Source organism: Saccharopolyspora hattusasensis, from assembly GCF_050972075.1.
GTDB lineage: Bacteria > Actinomycetota > Actinomycetes > Mycobacteriales > Pseudonocardiaceae > Saccharopolyspora > Saccharopolyspora hattusasensis.
In genome coordinates, this window is the sequence record NZ_JBPCDC010000001.1 from 7,505,513 (window position 1) to 7,530,001 (window position 24,489).

Sequence of the window (24,489 nt, forward strand, 5' to 3'; positions counted from 1 at the left end):
TCAGTATCGCTTCCCGAAGTAGATTTCGATCACCCGTGGGTCCTTGCGGACCGCCGGCGGGTTGCCCTCGACGACCGTGCGACCGCTGTCGAGCACATGCAGCCGATCGCAGGTCCCCATCACGACCGCCATGTCGTGCTCGACGAGCAGGACACCGCAGGACCGACGGCGGGCGAACCCGCGGATCGTGTTGATCAGATCGACGGCCTCGGCCTCGTTCTGCCCCGCGGCCGGTTCGTCGAGCAGCAGAAAACGCGGACGGGTCGCCAGAGCGCGGGCGATCGCGGCGGTCCTGATCTGCCCGGCGGGCAGGCTCGACGCCGGGGCCGCCGCGACGGCCCCGAGTCCGAGCTCGTCGATGATCTCGTCGCGCAGCTTGCGGGCTGCGCTGCGGCGCAGACGCCCGCCTAGGGCGGCCGCCTCGATGTTCTCCGCGACGGTGAGCCGGGCGAAGACCCGGCCGCTCTGGAAGGTCCGCACGATCCCGAGCCGGGCCCGGTGCCGCATGGACATCCGGGTGACATCGCGGTCGTCGAGATGGATCGAACCGCTGGTGGCCCGCAGCATCCCGCAGAGCAGGTTCAGCGTGCTTGTCTTCCCCGAGCCGTTGGGACCGATGAGCCCCAGGACCTCACCCGAGCGGACCGTGATCGAGACACCGTCCACGGCCTTCACACCGTCGAAGTGGATGCCGCCGTCGACCATCTGGAGCTGCGACTGAGTGGTGGAGGCTTCGGTGGCCGGTGCGGCGGCCGGTGCGGTCGGGCTGTTCATGACGCGCAGGAGTTGCCGTCGCCGACGTTGGGGATGGCGTCGACGCGCTGCTGACCAACGAACTTCATGCTGCCCTGCTCGACCCCGATCACCGTCAGCGGCATGTTGGTGATCTTGTGGCAGGTCGGGGAGAAGTACCTGACGTCGCCGATGGGCGTCGTGACGGGCTTGCTGTTCTCGAGCGCGGCCTTGATCTGCTCGCCGGAGCCCGGCCCGACCCCTTCGAGCGACGAACCGACCGCCGAGATCAGATTGTAGCCAAGCAACGCGTAGCTCGAGGCCGGCTTAGCGCCGTACTGCTTCTCGTAGTCGGAGACGAAGGAGTCCAGGCCGTTGAGCCCGGAGCCGCTGCAGTAGGAGTAGCAGGCGAAGGCCGTGTAGTAGATGTCGCTGGCCCGGTTGCCCACGATTCCGAGCAGGACCTGGCCGTCCAGCGCGGCCGGGCCGACGATCGGTGCCGTCACGCCCGCGTCGCGCAGCTGGCGGATTGCGGTCGCGCCGCCCGGGTTCCAGCTGGCCACGTAGACGAAGTCGGGCTTGGGGGAGAGGTTGCGCAGCCGGTTGGCCTGGCTGCTGATGTCGACGTTGTCGCCGCCGGGGAAGGCGTCCTCGCCGACGATGGTGCCGCCCTGCTTCTCGAACTCGGCGCGGAAGTACTTCCCGGCCGACTTGGTGTACTCGATGCTCTCGTCCTGGATGACGTAGGCGGACTTCCAGCCGCGCTGGATCGCCCAGGCGGCACCGGTGGCGCCCTCGACGTCGCTTCCGGTGTTGCCGGAGAAGATGTAGTCGCCGAGGGTCTTTCTGTCGGCCATCTTCGGGTCGCCGGCACAGATCGAGATCGCCGGGATGGAGGCGGCTTGGGCGACCGAGGCCCCGGGTGCGCTCAGGTCGAAGTCGCACGGGGTGACCAGGAGGTTCACGCCCTCGGACACCAGTTCTGTGGCGACCGTGCCGACCGTGTCGGGGTCTGACCGGACGTCCTTGACGATGGCCTTGATCTGGCGGCCGCCGATGCCGCCCTGGGCGTTGAGCTGCGCGACGCGCATCAGCGCGGCGTTGCCCGGCTCGACGTCGAAGGGCGCCATCGGGCCGCTCTGGCTGAGCGCGAATCCGATGGTCACGGTGTCGGAGTCGCCGGAATCACCAGAACTGCCTGTGGAGTCGGTGCCGGTGCAGCCCGCGGCGGCGAGCACGGCCGCGAGTGAGAACGCCGCGAGAGCGGTCCTCTTGGCCGGTTTTGGGCGCGCTGAAGAGAGCATGTGTCCTACCTAGGCTCAGTGAGGGTTTTGGGTGCCGTGCGCAACTGCGGCCGTCGTCGCACGCAGCGGACTGCTGGTTTGCGCTTGTAGTGCGCGGTACTGCCGGTAGTTCTGGGTAATGCCGGGTAGTGCTCCGCCGGGTGCCGGTGAGCGGGTAGCGGTGGTCAGGAGATGGCTGCGGTGAGCGCGTTGTGGACGCATTCGAGCGCGAAGTCGACGTCGGCCTCGGTGGTGGCCGCGTTGAGTCGGCGGTCGCCGGTCGGGAAGGCGGGCTCGAGCACGCCCTGGGCGAGCAGCGAGCTGTGGTATTTGGCGTACATGTCGGCGTCGGACTCCATCGCCTGACGGAAGTTCACCGGCAACTCGGGGCGGAAGTAGACGCACCACTCCGAGCCGAGGCCAGCGACGGTGGCCGGGACGCCCAGGCTGTCGATCGCCTTCTGGATCCCGCTGCGCATCTGCTCACCGCGGGCGTAGAGGGCGCCGAACACGTCCTCGGTCTGCATGATCGCGAGGGTCTGGTTCGCGGCGGCGAGGGCGTAGGGCGAGGCGTTGTAGGTGCCGTCGACGGTTGCCTCGTTCTTGCTGTAGGCGCCCAGGTGGCTCATGAGGGCGTCGGTGCCGGCGAGGCCGGCGAGGGAGTAGCCGTTGGCGACGGCCTTGCCGAACGCGGTGAGGTCGGGGACGACCCCGCACACGGACTGGTAGCCGCCGATCGCGACCCGGAACCCGGTCTTGACCTCGTCGAGGACCATGACCACGCCGTTGCGGGTGCACAGGGTCCGCAGCAGCTCGAGGAACCCGGGGGCGGCGGGCACGCAGCCGAAGCTGTGCACGTAGCCCTCGGCGAACGCGGCGGCGAGCTGGTCGCCGAACTGGTCGAAGGCGGCGCGGAGCCCGGCCTCGTCGTTCCACTCCACGACCACGACGTCATCGACGACGGCCGGGTGCAGGCCTCCGCCGTTGGGTGTGTTCAGCCGGGTGGCGGTGGTCAGGTCCTTTCGCGAGCTGCCGACCGCGACGTGGTCGTTCCAGCCGTGGTAGGACCCGTGGAACTTAAGGATCTTGAGCCGACCGGTCGCTGCGCGGGCGAGGTGGACCGCGTGCATGGTGGCGTCGGTGCCGGAGGTGCAGAAGACGACCTTCTCGGCGGAGGGCATGACCTGACAGATGGTCTCGGCCAGCTGAGCCTCACCGGGCTGGGGGCCGACGCCCGTCAGGTCGCAGGTGCTTGCCGCCTCGTAGACCGCGCGATTGACCCGGTCGTCACAGTGGCCGAGGACGATCGGGCCCCAGGCGTTGAGGAAGTCGACGTAGCGGCGGTCCTCGTCGTCCCAGACGTAGGCGCCGGAGCTGCGGACGAACGCCTGCGCCCAGCCGACGCGGTGCCCGGAGGAGACCCCCCGGGGCACGACGGCACGAGCGCGGTCCCAGGTCGTGGAGGCCTCGGCTCGCTGGGCGGCGTCACTGGGCAATGTGGGCACGGAGCTCTCCTTGCTTGGAACGGGGGTGGGCAAGCTGGTCGGCAGCCGACGTTAGGTCGGCACGCAGGGCCGCGCTGAGTCGTTCGGCGACCATGACGACGGGCAGGTGGGTGTTCGCGCTGGGGACCTCGGGCATGACCGAGCAGTCGATGACCCGCACGTGGCGCAGCCCGTAGACGCGACCGCGTTCGTCGACGACCGCATCGGGGTCGTCCCGGGTGCCCATGCGGGCGGTGCCCACGACGTGGAAGTAGTCACCAACCGACGCGGACAGCCACTTCTCGTAGACCTGCGGGTCGTCCAGGGCGGAGACCGGGGTGCCGGCGTCGTCGATGAACGCGGCCTCGACGATCTCGGTGAACGCCGGGGTCTGCAGCAGTCGCCGGACGTGGCCGATGGCCTCGCGCATGACCGACCGGTCCTGCTCGTCGGTCAGCATGCGCTCGGTGACGACCGGGGGCCCCGTGGGGCGGTCGGGGTTGAGCGTGACCTGGCCCCGGGAACGGACCGTCATCACCGCGGCCATAAGGACGCCGTGGTGCGGCGGTGCGGACACGGTCAGGGCCCCGTGCATCGGCAGGATGTGGATGTCTCCCTCGCCGTAGGATGACGAGAGCCGCAGCACGGCGTTGATGCACGGCAGGCCGAGGTTCACATCCTGGTACTGGGGGCGCAGGGCCAGCTTGATCGACGCGGCGGGGTGGTCCTGCAGGCCGCGCCCGACACCGGGCCGGTCGCACTCGCTGCGCAGCAGAATCGCCGGCGTCTCGATCGCCCCGGCGCACAGGACGACCTCGTCGGCATCGATCACCGTGCCGTCGACGAGGACGACACCGTGCACGTCCTCGCCGCGGCGCAGCAGGCGGTCGGCCTTGGCGGTGGTGCGCACCTCCAGGTTCGGCCGGTCGCGGCAGGGGTCCAGGTAGAGCTCCCGGGAGGAGCGCCTGCCAGCCCGATCCGCATTGCGCCACAGGCCACCGGATCCGTCGGCCGGGGAGGAGTAAGTGTCGACCTCCCGCGGGAGGTCGAGCGCGGCCGCGGAGTCGGCCAGTGCCCGGTCGATCGGGGTGTACTCCGGCAGGGGCGAGCGCAGCAGCTCCCGCTTGAGGTCCACGAAGGTGGGTTCCACCTGCGCCCAGCTCCAGTCGGTGAGTCCGTAGACGCGCGCCCACCGGTCGTAGTCCCGCGGGAGCCCGGGCAGAGCCAGCATGGCATTCACCGAGCCGGACCCGCCGATCCCGCGACCACGGTGGTAGTTGCGCGGGAGGTCGTTGGCCAGGCGGGTCGCCTGTAGCTCCTGATCGAACGCCGCCGTGGCGCCCATGGCGTCGATCCAGTTCACCGACGCCAAGGCGCGTGCGATGGCGGAGCCCGAATGGTCGGGCCCGGCCTCGACGAGTACGACCTCGTGGTCAGGGTCCTCGCTCAGGCGGGCGGCGACCACGGATCCGGCACTTCCGGCGCCGACGACCACTATCCGGCTCACGGCAATCTCCTGTCTGGTCGGTGCGTCTAGACGGCTGTGCGTTTGCTCTGCATCCGCGGGTTGGTCAGCGCGTCGGTGGGACGAAGAAGTGGGGGTTGAGCAGCAGCAGGTCGTCGCGGGAGAGCTCGGAGAGGCTGCTGCGCCCGATGCCGTACATCGTTTCCCGGATCCCGTTCCGGAGAACCTGCAGGACCTGGTAGACGCCCTCCTCGCCGCCGGCGGCCAGGCCGTAGAGGAAGGCGCGGCCGATGAACACAGCCTTGGCTCCGAGCGCGACGGCCTTCACCACGTCCGAGCCTCGGCGGATGCCGCCGTCGACCATGACGTCGACCTGGTCTCCGACGGCATCGACCAGGTAGGGCAGCTGACGCAGCGGCGAGGGGGTGCCGTCAATGTTGTTGCCGCCGTGGTTGGACAGCGAGATCGCATCCGCACCGAGGTCGACGCAGAGCTTGGCGTCGCGCACGGTGCTGATGCCCTTGACCATGAAGGGGCCACCCCACAGATCGCGCAGCCACTTGACGTCGTCCCACGTCGGAGGCGGGGTCGCCTCGAAGTCGGCCCAAGCCTTGCCGAAGTACGGCACGCGACCGTCCAGCGTGACGAGGTTGGGGACCCGCAGTTCCGGGATCCGGCCACGTCGCAAATACCTGATGAGCCATCCCGGACGGGAGAGCGCATGGGGTGTCAGCCGTGCCAGCGTGGAGATGCTGCGATCGCTCGGCGGCGCGGGCGGCACACCCCAGTCGCGTCGCGGGGTGAACGACCAGTCCAGGGTCACGATCAACGCCTTGGCACCGGCGGCGCGGGCGGCCTCGACGCGAGCCTCGATCTCCGGCCGGGACCCAACCCAGTAAAGCTGGAAGATGGTGTTGTCATTGGCGCGTGCGACGTCGGCGACCGAGTCCGAGGACCAGGAGCTCAGGCCGATCGCGGTCCCCGCTCGGGCGGCGGCCCGCGCGACGCCGACCTCGCCGTCGGGGTGGATCGCCTGGGCGCCCACCGGCGAGACGAGCACCGGGAACTCGACGTCGATGCCAAGGACCCGGGCACTCAGGTCGAAGTTCGTCGGACGGTCGAAGACCGTGGGGGAGAAGCCGAGCTCGCTGAAGACGCGCACGTTCTCATCCAGGGTCCATCCCTGCTCGTTGCCGGCCTTGACGGCGAGCCAGATCGCGCGGGGCAGCCGCCGCTTCGCGACGCGTTCTGCCTCAGCGAGGTTACGGAAGCGGATCATGCTGAACACGGCTCCTTCGCTGTGGTGTGAGGCACAACCGTAGGCTGAAATTCTTCTTACGACAAGGCTTGACTAACAATTTCTTGTAACGCACATGTCAAGTGATCGGCCCGGGCGTTCCCGGAAGCGTGATTTCAAGTTTGCACTGTTGACCAAGTGTTGTAACGTCTATAACAATCGCAGCGAGCGTGCCCGGGCTGAGCTGACCGCGACACCTCCGCACACACCCGCAGGACTGAGAAGGTGGACCATGCACTCACCGACCGTTTTCGTTGCGACCGCCGATCTCGCGGGCCAGGTGCGCGGGCGCAGTGTTCCCAGCGACGCCCTCGACCGGGTGCTGCGCCGCGGCGTGGGCTGGGTTCCGGCCAACCTGGCGCTGAGCTCGTTCGGGACGATCGCGCCCAACGTCTTCGGGTCCACCGGTGACCTGCGGCTGATGCCCGACCCGGCCACGCGGGTCGACATCCCGGGCACCGACGACGACCCGGGCGTCAGCCTGCTGCTCGCCGACCAGGTCCTGCTCGACGGATCCCCCTGGCCGTGCTGTCCACGCACCTTCGCCCGCAACGCCCTGGCCGAGCTGCGGGAGCGCACCGGGCTGGTCGTGCAGGCCTCGTTCGAGCACGAGTTCATGGCGCCCGACCTCGTCGACGAGCGGCCGTTCTCGTTCGCGCGCCACCGCAATGCCGAGCCCTTCGGGTCGGAGCTGGTGAGTCTGCTGGACACCATGGGCCTGCAACCGGAGAACTGGTTGCCGGAGTACGGAGCGGGCCAGTTCGAGATCACCCTGGAGCCGACCGACGCGCTGCTCGCCGCGGACCGCGCGGTGCTGCTCAAGGAGCTGGTTCGCGACCTCGCCCGCCGCCACGGGCAGCGCGTGAGCTTCGCCCCGCTGCTCGACCCGGCCGGCAGCGGGAACGGTGTGCACGTGCACCTCTCGCTGCGCGACGCCGAGGGCCGTCTCGTCCTCCACGACCCCTCAGGCCCCGGCGGGCTGTCGGACCTCGGCCAGCGCTTCGCAGCCGGCGTTCTCGCCCACGCGCGGGCCCTGCTCGCGTTCACCGCGCCGTCGCCCACGTCCTACCTCCGGCTGATGCCGTGCCGTTGGAGCGTCGGCGGGGTGTTCCTGGCCGAGCGTAACCGGGAGGCACTCCTGCGGATCTGCCCGACAAGCACCGTCGGCGCCGCTGACCCCACCTCCCAGTACAACCTGGAGTTCCGCGCCGCCGACGCCACCGCCAACCCCTGGCTGGTCCTCGGTGTGCTCATCCGCGCCGGGCTGCAGGGCCTCGGCGAGTCCTACGCGCCGGTGCACGTCTGGCCGGAGGCAGTGACCGAAACCGAACTCGCCGAGGTCCCCGCTCTGCCCCGCAGCCTCGACGAAGCGCTCGCCGAGCTCGAGGCCGACAAGATCGTCAGCAACTGGTTCCATCCCGACCTGCTCGCCACCCACCTCGCGGTCAAGCGCGCCGAGCTCGACGAGGTGGCCGGGCTGTCCGACCGCGAGCGCTGCGCGAGGGTCGCCAATGCCCACTGAGCTCGAGTCCGCGATCGGCGAGCTGCGCCTCGTTGACCATCACGTCCACGCCAGCCTGCGCGATCAGCCCACGGCCCCGCAGTTCGCCCAGCTGCTCACCGAGTCTGCCCGGCCGGCTGCGCCGGGCACCAGCCACCTGGACTCCCAGATCGGGATCGCCGTGCGCCGGCACTGTGCCCCGCTGCTCGGGCTGGAGCCCCACTGCGCCATGGAGGACTACCTCGACGCCCGCCGGGCACTGTCCGCGGCCGAGCTCGATGACCGACTGCTCGCAGCGGCGGGAGTCGACCGATGGCTCGTCGACACCGGCTACCAGGGCAGCGATCTGCTGACCCTTGACGAGTTCACCGTGCGCGCGCCCGGCCGGGTCGAGGAGATCGTCCGCCTCGAGACGGTGCTGGAGACCGTGGCCCCGGGCGCGTTGGCGCAGGAGTTGCCGGATCTGTTCCGGCAGGCCCTGACCACCGCGACCACGCACGCAGTCGGCCTCAAGTCGGTGCTCGCCTACCGGTACGGATTCGACGTCGACCCGGCCCGCCCGAGCGAGGCCGAGGTCCAGCAGGCCGCGGGCCGGTGGCTGCGCGAGATCGACGCCGGGGCGTCCCCTCGCGTCACCAATCCCGTGCTGCTGCGGTTCCTGCTCTGGGAGGGTCTCGAACTCGGCCTCCCGCTGCAGATGCACGCCGGCTACGGCGACCCCGACCTCGACCTGCACCGCTGCGACCCACTGCTGCTCACGTCCTGGCTGCGAGCGGTCGAGCCGCGCGGCGTAGCGATCGTCCTGCTGCACTGCTATCCGTACCACCGCCACGCCGGCTATCTGGCGCAGGTGTTCCCGCACGTGTACTTCGACGTCGGCCTCGCGGTCAACTACACCGGGGCAGCGTCCTCCCGCGTCGTCGCGGAGTCCCTCGAACTTGCACCGTTTGGCAAGATCTTCTACTCCTCCGACGCCTGGGGTCCCGCCGAGCTGCACCACCTCGGCTCCGTGCTCTGGCGGCGCGGCCTCCACCGCACGCTCGCGGCGTGGGTCGAGGAGGGCGAGTGGTCCAGCCGTGACGCGCTGCGAGTCGCCACCATGATCGGCAAGGAGAATGCGGAACGTGTCTACGGAGCCGGTCGTGACTGATCCAGACCTGTGGGAGGTGCTCGACCGACACATCCACGAGGCCGAACAGCTGCGCCGCTGCCTGCACCGGGAACCGGAACTATCCGGAACAGAGATCGGCACCCGAGACCGGGTCCTCGCCGCGCTGCCGCCCGCAGCCTCGGTCACCAAAGTCGCCGACACCGGCGCGATCGTGCGCATAGGCGGCGACGGCCCCGCGGTCGGGATCCGCGGCGAGATGGACGCGCTCCCGGTCACCGAGACCTCCGGGGTCGAATGGGCGTCCGAGCGCGCCGGGACCGCCCACGCCTGCGGCCACGACGTCCACCTGGCCGCACTCGTCGCCGTCGCACGGACCATCGAGGAGCTGCGACTGCCCACGCCGCTGCTCGCGGTGCTCCAGCCCCGAGAGGAGACCTACCCCTCCGGCGCCCGCGACATCGTCGAGGACGGTGCCCTCCAGGCGGAAGGATGCGCGGCCATGATCGGCGCGCACCTGCAGCCCGCGCTGCCGACCGGGGTCGTAGCCTGTGTCCCCGGAAGCGTCAACGCCTCCTCCGACGAGTTCGAGATCCAGGTCCACGGCACCTCCGGGCACGCCGCCTACCCGCACCTCACCGCGGATCCCCTGCTCGCCCTTGCCCAGATCGTGGTCGCCCTGCAAAGTATCGTCAGCCGCTCGGTGGACCCCATGGCGGCGGCCGTCGTGGGGGTCTCGTCCATCTCCTCCGGCACGGCCGCGAACGTCATCCCCGGCCTCGCACGGGCCACGGGAACCATCCGCGCGATGAACGCCGAGACCCGTGAGCTGCTGCGCAAGAGGGTGCAGGCGGTCGCGGAGAACGTCGCCCGGGCGCACTCCTGCGGGGTCGAGGTGAAGATCACCCACGGTGAACCCGTCCTACACAACGACCCGCGATTGGTCGACGCCGTGGCCCGCCACCTCGGCGACCAGAACATCGCGCTGTCGACCACCCTGCGCTCACTCGGCGCCGACGACTTCTCCTACTTCTCCGAAGTCATGCCGGCGGTGATGATGTTCGTCGGGTCCGAGACCGACGAACCGCTGCATTCCTCGGCTTTCCTGCCCTCCGACTCCGACCTCCACCTGACAGCACGAGCCATGCTCGCGGGTTACCTCGGTGCCGCCGACCTGCTGCGGGAAGAGAGCCCGCTGCGATGATCCCCGACAGGCTGGATAGCTTCCCGATTAATCTGATCACTCGGAAGTCCGCCCTGGTCGACGTGCCCTACGGTGCTGTCAACGCCCGGGCGAGGCAGGTGATCTCGGAGGCCACGTTGCGGACTTGATTGGCCAGCAGTTGGGTCGCGCGCAGGATCAGCGGGTAATGCAGTAGGGGCGGCGAACTCGCCGTAACGGGGCGGTGCCTCGCTGCAGCGGTGACGTGCGACGCCTGGTCACTGGCCCGGGTGATGGTCGTCCGGGTTGGGGCGCCGGGTCCGAGTCGTGCCGGTCCTGGTCTATACGGTGCCGGGCGCTCCAGCCGTGTCCACGCCTTCTCATCGAGCGCTTCGGCGTGGGCGCGCAGGGCGGTGTCCATAGGTCGCGCTCCTGGCATCAGCTGTGTTTTTCCATGCGTGGTCCCGAACACAGGAAAACGGTGAGGCCGATCGAGAGCAGCGCGCCCGCCAGTAGGACGCCTCGGATGTCGTTGGCGCCGTGGACTACGAAGGCCCACCAGCCGTGGGTTGGTCGGCCTCCGACGAATGTGTTTCCGTGCGAGCCCAGCAGTAATGCGGCAAGCACGTACATTTCCGTGCTGTCCCGATTCGATGGTTTTTCTTCGCAGTCGGCTTCGGACTGCTCGCGTTCATCCTGGTTCGTATAGTCGCCGTCATCGTCATTTCGATCACCGGTAGCGTGTCCGGCGATCCGCAAGGCGACTACCACGCTGCAGCTGCCGGCGGCCCATTCGCTCTGACTCCCCAACTACTGTTCATCGCCGTCCTCACTCCCATCGGAGAAGAGTTCGCGTTCCGAGGAGTAATCGCTACCGCGCTCGACAGGTACGGCGCATGGGTGAGTGTCATTGCAGCACCGTCATCTTCGCTCTGGCCCACGGCATCAACTTGGCCCTCATAGCGGCGATCGTCGTCGGCGCGATCAACGGCCTTCTCCTGGTGCGCACCAAGTCGATGTGGCCAGATGTGATCGTTCACGCGGTCAACAACGGCATGGCAACCGTCGTCAGCATGCTGCTCGCTTGAGGGGTGCCCCGGCACTGCGGCCTGAGCGTGGACCTCGTAATCGGGCTGTGTACTTTCGGGGTGTGATGTGATCCCTAATCTACTCTAGAAGCCCGCAAATTCCGGCGAGCCACCAGGATCGATGTAGAAATGGGGCGTCCGCATGGATTCGAGGGATTGGGATTAATGAACATGAGGAAAGCGGCTTCGGGCCGGGTCGCCAGAGCGGCGGGGATGATCGGTGCCTTCAGCGTGGCGATCACCTTGGCCACCACGGGGCTGGCGCAAGCGGCCACTCCCGGTAACTTGAAGGTCTGCACCGGAAAGAACTTCTACGTCACCGTGAAGCTGCCTGGGCGTGGTGGTCTGAGCGTCACGCCCGCCAAGTTCCCCAACAAAGTGAGCTGTGCGACTACTCACTTGGGTGGAAAAACCAACGAACGGGTCGACGTGTTCGCCGGCGACCGCTACATGGGTTCCTTCATCTACAACGGTCAGCGGGGCGCTGAGGTGCACGGAATCCCCGGACCGAGCTTCTACGTGTCCTGACGACACAACGGGCACGTCGCCGACCCGTCCTCGCTGAAACTCTCGGGCCCCACCATTCAAAGCTCGGTGAGCGACCACACTGACAAACGGGGCCGCCGGAGACGACTCCGGCGGCCCTTGCGCAAAACCGGTCACAACGGCAGGCGGCGGGAGATCGCCCGCAGCAGGTGTCGCAACACCGTCATCACCCAACGCGCCGGTGAGTGCATCTGCTCCTTGCACGCCGCGACCAGCCGCGCGATTACGGCCGTCGTTTCGGCCCCGTACGGGACCCCCGGTGACGCCAGCAGGGCGTCACCGGGGGAGAGGCGCCGTCACCGGCCCGCTCGACGTGCGACTCCGGCGTGCTGGTCATCAGGTCTCACCTCATGTACGGGTAGGTCCAGACCTGGTCGGGGGCCATGTTCTCTTTGATGAAACGACCGCTGACCCAGCGCTGCAGGGCGAGCACCGAGCCGGTCTTGTCGTTGGTACCCGACCCGCGGCCACCGCCGAAGGACTGCTGGCCCATGGTGGCGCCGGTGGGCTTGTCGTTGACGTAGGTCATCCCGGCGGTGTCGCGCAGCCGGTCCAGCGCGGTGGTGATCGCCGCCCAGTCGTTCGCGAACACCGAGCAGGTCAGTGCGTACTGGCTGGTGCCGTCGACCAGATCTAGACGAGTAAGTCTGAATACGATCAGTGATCGTAGGCGGTGAGCGAGCGAGTGACTGGCTGGCCAGTGCGGAAGTTGTGCCAGATCGCGGCGGCCAGGGCCAGCACACGCTGGGCGACGCGCCCTGTTCGGGGCACGTCTGCCGATGGCCACCTTCGCGTGGCGGAAGAACACCCGTGAGCGTTTGTGGGTGCCATAGCACCCAAAAACACGCACGGCGCCTTCGCTGCGGATCATGGACGCCCTCGCCTCATGCCCGCAGGAATTTGGACTTACTCGTCTAGGGTGCGGTCCCACTCGGCGTCGTCGTAGACGTGGACGCTCAGGAACGGGCCGAACAGCTCCTCCGTCAAGCTGAACGCCGTCGGGTCCCGGCGCGCGACCGGACCAGGCACCGGCAAGTACTGAGCCCTTGGCTCTGCGGCGCGGAACCAAGGGCGTGGCGTCGGTCGTTGCGTTGTCCGTATCCGCCGCCTGCGGTTTGGATGCTGCGTCTCACCCCTGGTCGGCCGGCTCGGGCTCATTCAGCGGGGGGCTACGTGCAGGTAGGTGCCGCCGTCAAATGTCTCGACGTGGACGGTGCCGCTGTCCAGGCGCGCGACGACGCGGGTGGTGACCTCGCCCGCGGCCGGCCCCGGCCGCAGGCTCGCCAGCGCCTCCCAGAGGACCCGCCCGTCGGCGTCCAGCCGTGTCACGTGGCCGCGAAGCTGCTCGACTGTGGGCGCGATGTCGATGATCCCGGCAGGCCGGTCGGAAACACCCGACCGGATGCCCGCCCCGCCCAGATTCAGGGTCGAGGCCAGGTCGTCGGGGTTGAGCGTGCCGTGATGAGACTTGTGCGCCGCCGGCGGGGAGTGCCACGCGGAGTGCCGGGTGGGATCGGAGCCGGGCGAGGTCCAGGGGTGGGTATGCTGACCAGGGGGGCGGTGGGCAGGTCGCGGCCGATCCCGTCCCACAGGTCGGCGACGTCGACGACCTTGTCCGGCTTCCTCGGCGTCACGCGCCAGCAGATCACCGCATCGACCCACTCCTGGTCCGCGAGCCAGTCCACGACGTCTTGGGCGTCCTGCGCGTCGAGCGCTGGCGAGGCCGCGAGCTCTCCCCTCCAGCGGGAGGATCAGTCCCTCGTCGAGCAACCGGCCGAACCCGCCCCGGCGCAGTTCCTCGGGCACGTCGACGTAGCCGGCCACCCGGGTAGGCCCGTGGTCGGAGGCGACGATCACCGTCATCGGCCGCGGGTCCTGCGCGATCGCGTCCAGGATCCGGCCGAACCGTCGGTCGTTGCCGGCGATGGCGCTGAGCGCGTCTGGGCTGAGCAGGCCGGCGGCGTGCTGGCTGTGGTCGGGTTCGCAGAACCACATGACGGTGACGTCGGGCGCGTACTCGGGGAGCACGACGTCCAACAGCGCGTCGGCGAGCCAGTCGTTGACCGCGGTCGCCGGGACCGACTTCGCCGGCGGAGGACCCACCCGGGCGGCCACCCGCTCGGGATGGACGTACGCGGGATTGACCATGACGCCGACGTCTTCGGGATCGAGCAGCATCGCCTGCCCGGCCGACCCGGTGGAGAGGACGGCGAACGTGCCGCCGTTGTCCCGGACCGACTCGGCCAGCGACTTCACCCGCATCACCCCGCCGTCACGAAGGGGGCGCAGCGCGTGCAGCGTCTCCCGCGTGCCGGTCAGGTACGGGGTCCGGGTGTCCGTCGGGTTCGGGATCAAGTTGCCGTGGATGCCGTGAGCGCCGGGATGGCACCCGGTGCTGACCGCACCAGACGCGGGACGGGTCAGCGGCGGATAGACGCTCCGGGCCTGGTTGAACGAAGCACCGTCCTGGGCGAACTGCCACAGCCGGGGGCAGTGCTCGATCGTGACGAGGTCGGGCCGCATTCCGTCCCACACGATGACGAGTACGCGAGGCGTTCCAGAAGCCGGCGTCGGCGCGCTCATCCGTGTTGCTCCGTGGGTTCGCCGAGCACCGTCCCGATGCGCGGGACGGCGGCCATGAGCTGCCGGGTGTACCAGTGTTCGGGTTCCAAGAAGACCTCCTCAACGGGTCCCTGCTCGACGATCCGGCCGTCCTTGATGACCAGCACGCGGTCGCAGAGATGGTGAATGACGCCGATGTCGTGGGAGATGAACAGAAGCGAGGTGCCGAGCCGGGCCCGGACCTCCGACAGCAGGTCCAGGACCTGAGCCTGGATCGACACGTCGAGCGCCGAGACCGGCTCGTCGCAGATGATGATGTCCGGCTCCGGGGCGAGCGCCCGCGCGATCGCGACCCGCTGCCGTTGCCCACCCGACATCGTGCGCGGGTAGCGAGGGCCGTGGTCGGCTCGTCGGCGATGATCAGCTTCGGGTCCGCCGCGATCGCCGAGGCGATCAAGCCGCGCTGCCGCTGACCCCCAGACAGCTCGTACGCCCGCTGTGACGCCCGCAGCTCCGGTTCCGGCACCCCAACCTGGGTGAGCAGCTCCACCGCCCGGCGGTGGGCCCGCTCCCCCCGGGCGATGCCGTGTGTGGTGAGCGACTCGGTGATCTCGGCGCCCATCGTGCGCGGCGGGTCGAGCGACACCAACGCGTCCTGGGAGACGAGACCGGCGAGCCGGCCACGGACCGCCCGCCACTGCTTCTCGGAGTACTGGCGCACGTCCTGGCCGTCGACCTCGAACCGTTCAGCGTGAACGACCGCGCCCGGTCCGGACAGCCCGACGATCGACCGGGCCGTGACGCTTTTGCCGGACCCCGACTCGCCGACGAGGGCCACGCACTCGCCGCCGCGGATCGAGAGCGACACCCCGTGCACCACCTCGACCGGCGGCCGGCGGCGGCCGGCCGGAAAGCTCACCCGCAGTCCGGCGATCTCGACCAGGTCGCCACGCGCAGGTTGTGACCGCAGCCGTGTCCGAGCCCTTCGAGGGCGTCGTACTCGCAAAAGACGCCGATGGTAGGGCCCTCGCCGTTACGGTGGTCGGCGACGAACGCGGTCGGGAGGTCGGCGCTGCCGCGTTCGACACTGAACCCGGCGGAGTCGAGCTCGTCGGCCAGCATTCCGCTCGCGTAGGTCTCGTCGAACCGGAGCTCCGGGCGTTCATGGATTAACCGGGCGATCTCGGCCAGCCGCGGCCGGAGATGGGCGATCTCTTTCCTCAGCTCGCCGAGAATCTCTGCCGTTCCGGTCGCGTGTGTCATCGCTGGTCTCCGGTCGACGAGCCGGCGCGCAAACGTGGCAGGGTGCGGGCGATGATCTGTAGCCCGGCAGTGAGGTCGTCCTCGCCGGTCGCGTAGCTGATCCGGATCCGGCCGGGCGCGCCGAAGGAGCTGCCGGGGACGGTGATGACGCCCTGCTCGATCAGCGCGCTGACGACGTCGACGTCGGTGCCGTACGCGCTGACGTCGGGGAAGACGTAGAAGGCACCCTCCGGTTCGGGGTCGAACAGGCCGAGCGGGCCGAGCACGGCCTTGCACAGCCCCCGGCGACGGGCCAACACCTCGCGGAACCCAGCGGTGACATCCTCGCCGGTCAGCGCGGCGAGCGCAGCGGCCTGGGTGACTTCCGCAACGTTGGACGTCGTGTGCGACTGGACGGCGGTGGCGGCGGTGACGATCCGGCGAGGGCCGGCGACCCAGCCGACCCGCCAGCCCGTCATCGCGAACGACTTGCTGACCCCGCCGATGGTCACCAGCCGGTCGGCGATGCGCGGGTCGACCCGGGCCGGGGCCGGGACGGGCCGTATCGCCAGGTCGGCATAGGTCTCGTCGGCGACCAGCCACAGGTCGCGGTGGACGGCCCAGTCCAGGATCGCGGCCAGCTCGGTCTCGTCGTGGACCAGGCCGGTGGGGTTGTTCGGCGAGCACAGCAGCAGCACCCGAGTGGTCGGGGTGCGGGCGGCCTCCAGCTCGTCGACGGTGACCTTGAGCGTGCCGGGGGCGGGTTCGACGATGGCCGGGGTGCCGCCGGCCAGCCGCACCGAGGACGGGAACGTCACCCAGTACGGCGCGGGCACCAGCACCTCGTCACCTCGGGAGAGCAGTGCGCTGAAGGCACCGAACAGGGCCTGCTTGGCGCCGTGGGTGATCAGCACGTCGTCCAGGCCGATCCTGCGGAACCCGTGCACCCAGTCGTTCGGCGACCGCCGCGCGCAGCTGGGCGTTGCCCGCGGTCGGCCCGTAGCGGTGGTTCTCCGGGCGATGCGCGGCGGCGACGGCGGCGTCCACGACGTGGTCGGGAGTGGGCAGGTCCAGTTCGCCGGCGGAGAAGTCGATGACCCGGATGCCGGTGCGGCGCAACGCGGCCGCACGCTGCCGGAGTTGCGCGGTCGGCGAGAGCGTGACCGTCATCGGCACACCGCCTGGGTCAGGCGGTCAGTGGTCGGGGTCAGGCGTGCTGCGCTGATTGGACTCTCCTTCGAATTTGTCCACGGGGAGGGGGCCCGTGCGTCGGTTGCGCTCGGGTGCCGTGGCTGCCGGGTGGGCGACTGATGAGAGCGTCCAGGGCATGCGTGACCGTGGCGTGGCTGCAACGTGAACGAAGGATAGATATTCCAGATCGTAATATTTACTGGGAAAAGATATCCAACGGCTGGTAGCGTGGGGGCCGTCCGTTCCCCCAACTCGAAGAAGGTCGCGTGACTGCATCGATGGTTCTCGCCGGGGGCGAGTTCCTCACCAGGGTCAACTCGACGTTGCCGTCGCTCGGCGAGACCGACCGGCGGGTCATCGAGACCATGCTGGCCAATCCCGAGGCCGTGGTGCGCGGCACCGTCACCGACCTGGCCGCTCGGGCCGGCACCGCCCAGTCGTCGGCCGTGCGCACCTGTCAGCGGCTCGGCTACCGCGGCTATCAGGACGTCAAGGTCGCGATCACCCGCGACCTGGCGAACCAGACTCAAAACAGCTCCGAGCTAGCCCACGAGGACGGCATCGACGCCGCGACGTCGGCGTCCGAGATCGTCGAGCGGATCTTCCGGCGCAGCGGCCGGGCGCTGATCGACGCGGCAGGCACCGTCGACGCCGACACGCTCTCCGCGGCCATTGAGCGGATCGCCACCGCGAATCGGGTCCTGGTCATCGGCAACGGGACGTCGGCCGCGCCCGCCCACGACGCCGCCTATCGACTGCAGGTGCTCGGGATCGTCGCGTCGGCCCCGCCGGAGGTTTTCGCCCAGCACTTGGGTGCCCGACACCTCGACCCCGGCTGCGTCTGTCTGGTCATCAGCCACACCGGGGCCAGCCGGGAAAGCCTGCTCGTCGCCGAGGCTGCCCGCGCCGCCGGGGCCTATGTCGTCGCGATCACGAGCTTCGTCAGCTCGCCGCTGACCCGCACCGTCGACGGCGTTCTCGTCGCCGGTGGCCCCGAGTACGGGTTCCGGCTGGAGGCGATGGCCAGCCGGCTCGCTCACCTCGCCGTTGTGGACGCACTGTTCGTCGGTGTCGCCGTCCGGCGTCCGCAGACGTCGGCGACCGCGCTCGACCTGATGGCCGACGTCACCGTCGACCACTCCCTGTGATCTTTCGAGAACGGAGTTCTGAATTGCCCCAGAGGTCCTGGCAGCTGGTCGTGCTCGATATGGCCGGGACGACGGTCCGCGACGACGGCATGGTCGAGGCGTCGGTCGCGGCGGCCGTCGATGCGGTCGAGCCGGGCCGGGTCGTCACCGCCTGCGACTTCGTCGAGGCCCGCGGCCTGCCGAAGATCGAGCTGTTCGGCGCCCTTTTCGGCCGCGACCACCCCGATGCTGAGAAGGCCCTCGCTGTGTTCGAACAGGACCTGCTGGCCCGAGCCGCCGCCGGCGCGGTCACCGCCGTCGATGGCGCCCCGGCCGCGCTGGAGGCACTCCGGACCGGCGGGGCGGCGGTGTACCTGGCCACCGGATTCCCGCGCGCGGTCACCGACGCGATCATCGCCTCGCTGGGCTGGGGCGATCTTGCCGACGGGATCGTCGTTCCCGACACGACCCTGCGCGGCCGCCCCCATCCCGACCTGATCCTCTCCGCCGCCCTGGCCGTCGGGGTGGACGCAGTGAGCCGCATCGCTGTCGTCGGCGACACCGTCAACGACTTGCGCACCGCCGCCAACGCGGGCGCCGGCGCGGCGATCGGCGTGCTCACCGGCGCGCACGACCGGGCCCGCCTGGAAACGGTGCCGCACACCGCGATCGTGGACTCGATCGCCGACGTCCCCGCGACGCTGGCCGGGTCCTGATCCTGAAACGCGGCCGCGGTTCTCGGCGAGCGGGTACTGGGCCGACGTCCGCCGGTTCCGGGCGACCGTGCTGTACGTCTTGGGGAGCATGCCGCAGCTGCTGGCGGGTCCGGATCCTCACCGAGACCGGCTGCGCCCGGACGAACCCGGCGAGATCGTTGTGGTTCACAATCATGTCCTCCTGGCCGCCGACCAGGCGGCGCCGCCCGACCTCCAGAAGGATCGTGCTGGAACGCGGCTTCGCCCGGGATAAGGTCGACGCGATCCTGCGGCGGAACCCGGCCCGGCTGCTCCCTGCCCGGGTGACGTCGTTGGTCTTGTGAACCGAGAGCTGTCGACGGCCGTGTCGGCCAAGACGGCCAACCGAGACGAAACAATCCGCCTCGACATACATCGACACGATCGCCTCGGCGGCATACTCAACGAATCCGCGCCTGCCGAAGGACGTGCGCAGGCCAGAATCCCGCGGCCGTCTCTCCTGTGAGGCCTGTCGGTCAGTACGCACACCCGGGAGATGAACTCTGGGCAGGGAGCCGTCAGCGTTACGGGCTCACGTCCACAGAAGACTCGACTCCCGTCTCGGGTCGAAATCTTGATATTGGGCGGTACGGTGGGGGCGCGCCCTTGCACCGAACGCGGCAGCCCGGACGGAGTGGTCCCGTCGGTTTCGTTTCGGGGTTGTTGTCCCGGCCCATCCGGGGGCCGGGGCAGGGATGTCGTTGTGGGATCGTCGATCTTCGCCGGCTGCTTTGCCTAGAGGAGGCAGCCACATGACCGCACATGCTTCCCGTCCCTGCGCCCTGCCACTGCGGGTGGCCCAAGATCCTCCCAGGCTCCGCTCGGGTCTGGCTCTGCAGTGCTCGCGCCCGACGAGCACGTCCGTGGTGATACAGGCCGGCGGCGACCTAGACTGCCGAACCGCCGCCCGCCTTCATGAACTGCTAGCGGCCCGGTTGTCCTCGATGGTCGACACGGTCGTGCTAGACCTCTCCGGGCTGAACTTCATCGGTGTAGCGGGGCTGGAACTGCTGCTGCACGCCCACCGGCAGGCCGACAGCCGCGGTGTGGACCTGCGGCTGGTAACGAGTGCCCACTGCCTGCAGCGGGCGCTGATCGCCGCAGAGCTGACCGAGTCGTTCCGGTGCTATGCCACGCTGGAGCGGGCGCTGGCCACAGTGACTGGACGCGTGCGCGACCTGTACGCCGCCGGCTGAGCATCACGCCCTGCCGATGAGCCGGGCTCGCATGCGGCGCGACCGCGACACGCGTAGCAGCGTTCGCTTAGGACGCTGCAGGGCGGCGCGGGTCGCCGCCTCGGCACCCAGCGGGCCGTCCCTCGCTTCCGCGACCCCGCCGCCGTGCACGGCGGGCTGGACGCACGGTGGCGGCGTTCGTTCCCCTGTGACCCGCCGTACCTCCCGCACTTCGCCGACTGCCGCGCCTGAAAGTGATTGCCTCCAGTCGCCTCCACGCAATCCTCTTACGTTTGCTCCCGTCTCGCGCCGGTTACCCGAATACAGCCGACCAAGCAAACCGAGCAAACCGGAGGGCGGCACCGTGAGTACTGCACAAACTGAACGCCAGGAAGCCGCGAGACTTCCAGATGGGGACGTGGTTCGCGTTCTCCTGGAGCAGCACGCACGCATCCGTGACCTCTTCGCGGAGGTCAAGAACGCACAGGGCGAGCTGAAGCAGAACCGGTTCGACGAGCTGAGGGCTTTGCTGGCCGTCCATGAGACCGCCGAGGAATTGGTCCTGCGGCCTATCGCGAAGAAGACGGCCGGCGAGGCCGAAGTCGAAGCGCGAAACCACGAGGAAGAGGAAGCCAACCACGTACTCGCCGAACTGGAGAAGATGGACGTCAACAGCATGGACTTCGACGCCAAGCTCGCGGATTTCGAACGTTCGGTGATTGATCATGCCGAACACGAGGAGCGGGAGGAATTTCCCGCCGTACGCCATGGTTGCCAGCAAGATCAGCTCAACGGTATGGGTAGTCGGCTGCAAACGGTCGAGAAGATGGCCCCGACCCACCCCCACCCCACTGCCGCGGGGTCCCCGACTGCCCAGATGCTCACCGGCCCCTTCGCAGCGATGGTCGACCGCGTTAAGGATGCGATCGGATCCGGTGGCAGATGAGGGCCAAGGACCCGTGAGTGTTTCTGGGCGCGATAGCACCCGAAAACGCTCACGGGTCCTGGCTGTGATTATCGGCTGCCCGATCGGCACATCACTTCCAAAAGATTTCACGTGTTATCCCGCCGCTTGGTAGTGGCGCGCACCCTGAACCCTGGGCGGGGTCAAATGGTCGCGCGGGAGCCAGCTCGCTAATGTAAGTGTGTGGTCCATGCCAGGGGGGCATGGGAGAACGCTGCCACGCGGCTCGGGCCCTGTGGAGCTCAAGCTGGGTGTTTCTGCAGGAGTCGCTCCCGCGCGACAATCAATCGTTTCTCCAGCTGCATGCAGGCGGCTTCCGTTTGTCCCGCCCGAAGCATTATTGGATGCGGGAATTGGCACTGTAATGTCCTTCGCTATACCACTTTCGTTCGCCATCCTTCTGTGTTGGGGCGCGCTGTTCGTGATTTGGTACCTGACCGGTGTCCCGTTGGGGCCGGGGGCTACCTCTACTGAGCAGAGGGGAGCCGGCTGTCGCCCTACCGGTAAGTGCGTATGTGAGCGGCAGGTCGCACACTTTGTGGCCGGTTTCAGTAGATCCGCCCACTCCCGTGCGCTGTCGGCCTGCTTCGTGGCTACTCAGCAGTCGTTGAGTGACGGTTTCACTTGCGACTCGGTACGCGGCGGGCCGTTGGCAGTGTGCACCTGGGCATGTACTGCCTGCTCGAGGGTCCGAAAAAGCATCTGGCCGGTTTGCTGTAACCCGCCGACCTTGGCTCAGTCGACCACTCGGTTGATCAGGTGCTCTTTCGGCCCATACGGGCCCGCCGCGGCAGGCTTCAGGTCTTCCGCCTTCTCTACGCCAGACATCAGCATCTCGGTCATCGGTACGTCTCCCCGGATCGGTGGGTGGTGACCGGTGACGGCGACGCTCTGTCCATCGGCGGAAACCACCTGATCCACGCCCTGCGCCAGGATTGTCACTAGGAGGGAGCGCAATTTCGTGAGAAATTGACGTTCACCCGGGTGACGGTAAATTTCTCGCGAAATCGCAACCCCACCGACGACGCGGCCGCGATCTTCCTGGTCGAGCACGGTGATCCTCTGTGGCCGTACTTCCGGTTCGCCCAGCCGGCCCGCGATCTCCCGCCAAGTTGAGTACGACGAACTGGCACCGGTCGAACGGCATCCGGAAGCTGAAAATTGGCAGATCACGTCCAACCGGGTGCGGGGCGTGCAAGCTCTTGAAGGTCGGCTACGACGCGAACCCGCTGGAAAGCGGCGAACTGGAGCGCTACGCGGTGCACCAGGTCGCGATGGCCACCCTCACCCAACCCCGCAGCGAGCAGCCAGTGCACACCGACCACCAGGACCGGGCCCGCCAGGTGCCCGGCTGCCCGGCAACGCGGAGCGGATGCGCGCGGAGATCGCCTCCGAGATCCTCGGTGTCGAGTACTTCGCGCGGGTCTCCCGTTGCACGTGGTCGAAGTTGCCGGGGTCTGGCAAAGAGGGATGCGCTCCGGGCTGATTTACACCGTTCGTCTTTACAGTCACTCAGCTACCAAGTTCCCCTGGTTCCTGAAGGTGCGCGGGCGGTTCCATGTCCAGGCTCGTACCAACGGCTTCGGCCCGAAGCTGGTTGAGAAAGGCATGGGCGGCGAGAGCATGCTCGCGGTGGCCGCCGGGTAGAAAGTTCCATCACCAGGGCGTGGGCTAGCGTCATCACAGCAAGGACTTCATGGGTGGGCTCATCCCTCCATTTGACAAGCAGCCCAACCCTCATCTGCGCCCCAGCCCGGTCGTACCGTACAGCGGACGCAGTTCGACGGGAGCTGTTTCGGGCGCCTCGCGTGAAAGTTATGAGGAGGCTGGCCTGCGATTGTGGCGCTGTAGGTCGACGCCGGGTCGTTGGCAGTGCGATCAGGAGATGATCACTTCGACGGCCGCGTCGGCCAGCGCGTCGCGCAGGTCCCCGGTGGGCTCGGTGTCGACGACGACGCCGGTGAGCTGGTTGAGTGGGCAGACGTGGTGGCCGGCGATTCGGCCGAACTTCTCGCTGGAGACCAGGGCGTAGGAGCGGTGGGCGTTGGCGAGCACGGTCCGGCGCACCGCGATCTCCTCGAGGTGGTAGTCGGTGAGCCCGGCTTCGGGGTGCAGGCCGCCCGAGCCGAGGAAGGCGACGTCCGGGTAGGTGTCGGCGAAGAATCCGGCGGCGGTTGCGTTCGACAGCGCTAGATCTCCGGCTCGCACGCGGCCGCCCGAGACCAGGACGTCGAGTCCGGGGCGATCGGCCAGTTCCGAGGCGACGACCAGCGAGTTGGTCAGGATAGTGGCGGACAGTCCGGGTGGGAGCGCCCGGGCCACGGCGGCGGCGGTCGTTCCGACGTCGATCATGATGATCTGGCCGTCCCGCACGAGCGAGGCGGCTGCGCGACCGATCTTGCTCTTGTTCCCGGTGCCCAGGCGTTGGCGCTGCTCGATGGGCGGTTCCTGTGAAATCGGCGGCTCGGTGCTCGCCGCGCCGCCGTGCACGCGGGTGAGGATCCCGCGTTCCTCGAGCGCCACGAGATCTCGCCGGATTGTCTCCCCGGAGACGGCCAGTTCCCGCACGAGCGTGTCCGTGCTGACGATCTGCGCGCTGCGCACCATCTCGATGATCAGGGCATGGCGTTCTGCGGCGAGCATAGATCGGATTGTAGCTGTGGACTTCTGTGGAGCGTGTGCCTCGCGTTGGCAGACCGGCGCGTCGCGGTCTTCTCGATCGAGCGCGCCCAATGCAGGTTCTCGGCTGGTCCAGCGATCTCTGATCTAGCGGGCAACGGAACACCCGGCCTCGCAAATCCTCGAATTTGCACAAAGCCGAGACCAGCCTTTCCTGGAGGCACCCGCGCAGCACCCGCTGCCACCGGCGCCCCTGTCCGGGCCGACCAGCCGACCTTCAGCCATCGAAGGAAAAAGCTCATGGATCTATCGCATCGGCGCTGATCCCGGTGGTGCAGAACTACGGCGTGATCCTGCTCCTGCGCTTCGTGCAGGGATGGGGCTGCATGGTAACGGTCACCAGCGCGGTGGTCAGTTCCTGGTTCCCGACGCGGGAACGCGGCCTGGCCATCGGGGTGCTGCTCGGCGCCATCGGCCTGGGGTCGGCATTGGGAGGTTACGTCGCGGGCGTGCTCACCCCGGCCATCGGTTGGCAGAACACTTTCTGGTTGATCAGCGCGGCGACTGGGTTCGGAGCTGCGCTGTTCTACGCACTGGTCCGGCAGCGCCACCTCTGGAGGAGGAACGGACGCTCGCCGCTGCCGGACCTGCCCTTCGCACTCGCAGCATCTACCGGGAGCCCAAGCTGTGGCTGCTGGGCCTGATGGTGATGTGCTGTTTCTTCAACGCCTACGGCATATACGCCTACCTCGCGCAGTACCTGTACACCGTTCCTAAAGTTTCAGTGAATCTCTAGGAGTCCACCGTTACCGGCGGACGGTCCCCGTCTTGCCCGCGTGGACGCAGTGCGGGGTGGACGCTTCCCAGCGACCTGCCCGCCTGCGCGGGTCTTCCGGTCCGCTCCACGTCCTTTCGACCCATTCGGGTCTGGGTTTCCGGCCACTCCGGCACCCATCATGATGTCCTCGGCCAGTGTGGCGAGGTTGTGTGCGGCATTCAGGTCACGGTCGATGACCAGGCCGCACGCGGTGTTGTCGCAGCGAAACACCCGGTCCGAGAGGCGTAGCTTGGCTTTCACCACACCACAGGCCGAACATGTTTTGCTGGACGGAAACCACCGGTCAGCGACAACCAGCCGGCCGCCGTGCCAGCTGGTTTTGTAGTCGAGTTGCCTCCTGATCTCGGCGAACCCGGCATCGCTGATGGCGC

28 protein-coding genes and 3 pseudogenes are annotated in these 24,489 nt (G+C 68.5%); 12 read left to right on the plus strand and 19 right to left on the minus strand.

The features are described 5' to 3' along the window. From ACRXBZ_RS35670 to mftD, 5 genes are all read right to left on the minus strand, one after another. Entirely contained in the window at positions 1–774 is a 774-nt protein-coding gene (locus tag ACRXBZ_RS35670; RefSeq protein ID WP_433882819.1) for an ABC transporter ATP-binding protein, read from the minus strand. After that, the gene (locus ACRXBZ_RS35675; RefSeq protein ID WP_433882820.1) at positions 771–2,036 is read right to left on the minus strand and encodes an ABC transporter substrate-binding protein; all 1,266 of its coding nucleotides are present in this window, start codon (positions 2,034–2,036) and stop codon (positions 771–773) included. Before ACRXBZ_RS35675 ends, ACRXBZ_RS35670 begins: the two co-directional genes overlap by 4 nt. Positions 2,037–2,200: 164 nt before the next feature. Further along, positions 2,201–3,520, minus strand: a complete 1,320-nt coding sequence (locus ACRXBZ_RS35680; protein WP_433882821.1) for an aspartate aminotransferase family protein — start codon at positions 3,518–3,520, stop codon at positions 2,201–2,203. Then, entirely contained in the window at positions 3,501–5,006 is a 1,506-nt protein-coding gene (locus ACRXBZ_RS35685; protein ID WP_433882822.1) for a GMC family oxidoreductase, read from the minus strand. Before ACRXBZ_RS35685 ends, ACRXBZ_RS35680 begins: the two co-directional genes overlap by 20 nt. 64 nt (positions 5,007–5,070) lie before the next feature. Beyond that, positions 5,071–6,243, minus strand: coding sequence for a pre-mycofactocin synthase MftD (gene mftD, locus ACRXBZ_RS35690; RefSeq protein ID WP_433882823.1), 1,173 nt, complete (start codon positions 6,241–6,243; stop codon positions 5,071–5,073). Positions 6,244–6,493: 250 nt separating this feature from the next. On the opposite strand from mftD, the gene ACRXBZ_RS35695 reads away from it, so the two are divergent. The 3 genes from ACRXBZ_RS35695 to ACRXBZ_RS35705 are packed head-to-tail and all read left to right on the plus strand — an operon-like array spanning position 6,494 to position 10,074. Next, on the plus strand, positions 6,494–7,783 hold the full coding sequence (locus ACRXBZ_RS35695) for a glutamine synthetase family protein (RefSeq protein ID WP_433882824.1): 1,290 nt from the start codon (positions 6,494–6,496) through the stop codon (positions 7,781–7,783). Then, complete coding sequence (locus tag ACRXBZ_RS35700; protein WP_433882825.1) at positions 7,773–8,912, plus strand: amidohydrolase family protein; 1,140 nt, start codon at positions 7,773–7,775, stop codon at positions 8,910–8,912. Before ACRXBZ_RS35695 ends, ACRXBZ_RS35700 begins: the two co-directional genes overlap by 11 nt. Next, on the plus strand, positions 8,905–10,074 hold the full coding sequence (locus tag ACRXBZ_RS35705; RefSeq protein ID WP_433882826.1) for a M20 metallopeptidase family protein: 1,170 nt from the start codon (positions 8,905–8,907) through the stop codon (positions 10,072–10,074). The genes ACRXBZ_RS35700 and ACRXBZ_RS35705 overlap by 8 nt, the downstream gene beginning before the upstream one ends. A 67-nt stretch (positions 10,075–10,141) precedes the next feature. On the opposite strand, the gene ACRXBZ_RS35710 is transcribed toward ACRXBZ_RS35705, so the two are convergent. Both ACRXBZ_RS35710 and ACRXBZ_RS35715 read right to left on the minus strand, forming a co-directional pair. Continuing rightward, the gene (locus ACRXBZ_RS35710) at positions 10,142–10,453 is read right to left on the minus strand and encodes a hypothetical protein (RefSeq protein WP_433882827.1); all 312 of its coding nucleotides are present in this window, start codon (positions 10,451–10,453) and stop codon (positions 10,142–10,144) included. 17 nt (positions 10,454–10,470) lie between these two features. After that, positions 10,471–10,791 carry a hypothetical protein gene (locus ACRXBZ_RS35715; protein ID WP_433882828.1) on the minus strand — a complete coding sequence of 107 codons (321 nt, stop codon included), beginning with the start codon at positions 10,789–10,791 and terminating at the stop codon, positions 10,471–10,473. On the opposite strand from ACRXBZ_RS35715, the pseudogene ACRXBZ_RS35720 reads away from it, so the two are divergent. Both ACRXBZ_RS35720 and ACRXBZ_RS35725 read left to right on the plus strand, forming a co-directional pair. Then, positions 10,774–11,120: pseudogene (locus ACRXBZ_RS35720) on the plus strand (CPBP family intramembrane glutamic endopeptidase). The gene ACRXBZ_RS35715 and the pseudogene ACRXBZ_RS35720 sit on opposite strands and share 18 nt — an antisense overlap. 129 nt (positions 11,121–11,249) lie before the next feature. Then, positions 11,250–11,648, plus strand: coding sequence for a hypothetical protein (locus ACRXBZ_RS35725; RefSeq protein WP_433882829.1), 399 nt, complete (start codon positions 11,250–11,252; stop codon positions 11,646–11,648). Between the two features lie 361 nt (positions 11,649–12,009). Here ACRXBZ_RS35725 and ACRXBZ_RS35730 read toward each other — a convergent pair whose 3' ends face one another. From ACRXBZ_RS35730 to ACRXBZ_RS35770, 9 genes and pseudogenes are all read right to left on the minus strand, one after another. After that, positions 12,010–12,327 carry an aldehyde dehydrogenase family protein gene (locus ACRXBZ_RS35730; protein ID WP_433884076.1) on the minus strand — a complete coding sequence of 106 codons (318 nt, stop codon included), beginning with the start codon at positions 12,325–12,327 and terminating at the stop codon, positions 12,010–12,012. Continuing rightward, positions 12,324–12,422, minus strand: a pseudogene (locus tag ACRXBZ_RS35735) (IS982 family transposase); the annotation flags it as partial. The gene ACRXBZ_RS35730 and the pseudogene ACRXBZ_RS35735, both read right to left, overlap by 4 nt. A 150-nt stretch (positions 12,423–12,572) precedes the next feature. Next, positions 12,573–12,695, minus strand: a complete 123-nt coding sequence (locus ACRXBZ_RS35740) for a hypothetical protein (protein WP_433882830.1) — start codon at positions 12,693–12,695, stop codon at positions 12,573–12,575. Between the two features lie 129 nt (positions 12,696–12,824). After that, positions 12,825–14,249, minus strand: a complete 1,425-nt coding sequence (locus ACRXBZ_RS35745; protein WP_433882831.1) for an alkaline phosphatase family protein — start codon at positions 14,247–14,249, stop codon at positions 12,825–12,827. After that, the gene (locus ACRXBZ_RS35750) at positions 14,246–14,605 is read right to left on the minus strand and encodes an ATP-binding cassette domain-containing protein (protein WP_433882832.1); all 360 of its coding nucleotides are present in this window, start codon (positions 14,603–14,605) and stop codon (positions 14,246–14,248) included. Before ACRXBZ_RS35750 ends, ACRXBZ_RS35745 begins: the two co-directional genes overlap by 4 nt. An 80-nt stretch (positions 14,606–14,685) precedes the next feature. Beyond that, a pseudogene (locus tag ACRXBZ_RS35755) lies at positions 14,686–15,147 on the minus strand (ATP-binding cassette domain-containing protein); the annotation flags it as partial. After that, entirely contained in the window at positions 15,144–15,491 is a 348-nt protein-coding gene (locus ACRXBZ_RS35760) for a zinc-binding metallopeptidase family protein (protein ID WP_433882833.1), read from the minus strand. The pseudogene ACRXBZ_RS35755 and the gene ACRXBZ_RS35760, both read right to left, overlap by 4 nt. Beyond that, positions 15,488–16,384: an aminotransferase class I/II-fold pyridoxal phosphate-dependent enzyme gene (locus ACRXBZ_RS35765; protein WP_433882834.1), complete on the minus strand. Its 897-nt coding sequence runs from the start codon at positions 16,382–16,384 to the stop codon at positions 15,488–15,490. Before ACRXBZ_RS35765 ends, ACRXBZ_RS35760 begins: the two co-directional genes overlap by 4 nt. Next, the gene (locus ACRXBZ_RS35770) at positions 16,317–16,640 is read right to left on the minus strand and encodes an aminotransferase class I/II-fold pyridoxal phosphate-dependent enzyme (RefSeq protein WP_433882835.1); all 324 of its coding nucleotides are present in this window, start codon (positions 16,638–16,640) and stop codon (positions 16,317–16,319) included. The genes ACRXBZ_RS35765 and ACRXBZ_RS35770 overlap by 68 nt, the downstream gene beginning before the upstream one ends. Before the next feature lie 287 nt (positions 16,641–16,927). Between ACRXBZ_RS35770 and ACRXBZ_RS35775 the strand changes: the two genes are divergently transcribed. Next, the gene (locus tag ACRXBZ_RS35775) at positions 16,928–17,809 is read left to right on the plus strand and encodes a MurR/RpiR family transcriptional regulator (protein WP_433882836.1); all 882 of its coding nucleotides are present in this window, start codon (positions 16,928–16,930) and stop codon (positions 17,807–17,809) included. Between the two features lie 23 nt (positions 17,810–17,832). Continuing rightward, positions 17,833–18,504, plus strand: a complete 672-nt coding sequence (locus ACRXBZ_RS35780; protein WP_433882837.1) for an HAD family hydrolase — start codon at positions 17,833–17,835, stop codon at positions 18,502–18,504. Here the strand turns inward: ACRXBZ_RS35780 and ACRXBZ_RS35785 are convergent. Then, the gene (locus tag ACRXBZ_RS35785) at positions 18,407–18,898 is read right to left on the minus strand and encodes a hypothetical protein (protein WP_433884077.1); all 492 of its coding nucleotides are present in this window, start codon (positions 18,896–18,898) and stop codon (positions 18,407–18,409) included. The genes ACRXBZ_RS35780 and ACRXBZ_RS35785 overlap by 98 nt on opposite strands. Before the next feature lie 487 nt (positions 18,899–19,385). Here ACRXBZ_RS35785 and ACRXBZ_RS35790 point away from each other — a divergent pair, with 487 nt between their 5' ends. The 4 genes from ACRXBZ_RS35790 (at position 19,386) to ACRXBZ_RS35805 (ending at position 22,308) form a co-directional block, all read left to right on the plus strand. Then, positions 19,386–19,718, plus strand: coding sequence for an STAS domain-containing protein (locus ACRXBZ_RS35790; RefSeq protein ID WP_433882838.1), 333 nt, complete (start codon positions 19,386–19,388; stop codon positions 19,716–19,718). A gap of 343 nt (positions 19,719–20,061) precedes the next feature. Then, the gene (locus ACRXBZ_RS35795; protein ID WP_433882839.1) at positions 20,062–20,643 is read left to right on the plus strand and encodes a hemerythrin domain-containing protein; all 582 of its coding nucleotides are present in this window, start codon (positions 20,062–20,064) and stop codon (positions 20,641–20,643) included. Between the two features lie 208 nt (positions 20,644–20,851). Next, on the plus strand, positions 20,852–21,535 hold the full coding sequence (locus ACRXBZ_RS35800; RefSeq protein WP_433882840.1) for an AbgT family transporter: 684 nt from the start codon (positions 20,852–20,854) through the stop codon (positions 21,533–21,535). A gap of 557 nt (positions 21,536–22,092) precedes the next feature. Beyond that, positions 22,093–22,308: a hypothetical protein gene (locus ACRXBZ_RS35805; protein WP_433882841.1), complete on the plus strand. Its 216-nt coding sequence runs from the start codon at positions 22,093–22,095 to the stop codon at positions 22,306–22,308. 231 nt (positions 22,309–22,539) lie between these two features. Here ACRXBZ_RS35805 and ACRXBZ_RS35810 read toward each other — a convergent pair whose 3' ends face one another. After that, a complete protein-coding gene (locus ACRXBZ_RS35810; RefSeq protein WP_433882842.1) occupies positions 22,540–23,304 on the minus strand; it encodes a DeoR/GlpR family DNA-binding transcription regulator in 765 nt (254 codons plus the stop codon). Between the two features lie 164 nt (positions 23,305–23,468). On the opposite strand from ACRXBZ_RS35810, the gene ACRXBZ_RS35815 reads away from it, so the two are divergent. Further along, positions 23,469–23,984, plus strand: coding sequence for an MFS transporter (locus ACRXBZ_RS35815; protein ID WP_433882843.1), 516 nt, complete (start codon positions 23,469–23,471; stop codon positions 23,982–23,984). A gap of 77 nt (positions 23,985–24,061) precedes the next feature. On the opposite strand, the gene ACRXBZ_RS35820 is transcribed toward ACRXBZ_RS35815, so the two are convergent. Then, positions 24,062–24,484 (minus strand): zinc ribbon domain-containing protein, encoded by a 423-nt coding sequence (locus ACRXBZ_RS35820; protein WP_433884078.1) that lies wholly within the window; start codon positions 24,482–24,484, stop codon positions 24,062–24,064. Between the last annotated feature and the right edge of the window lie 5 nt (positions 24,485–24,489).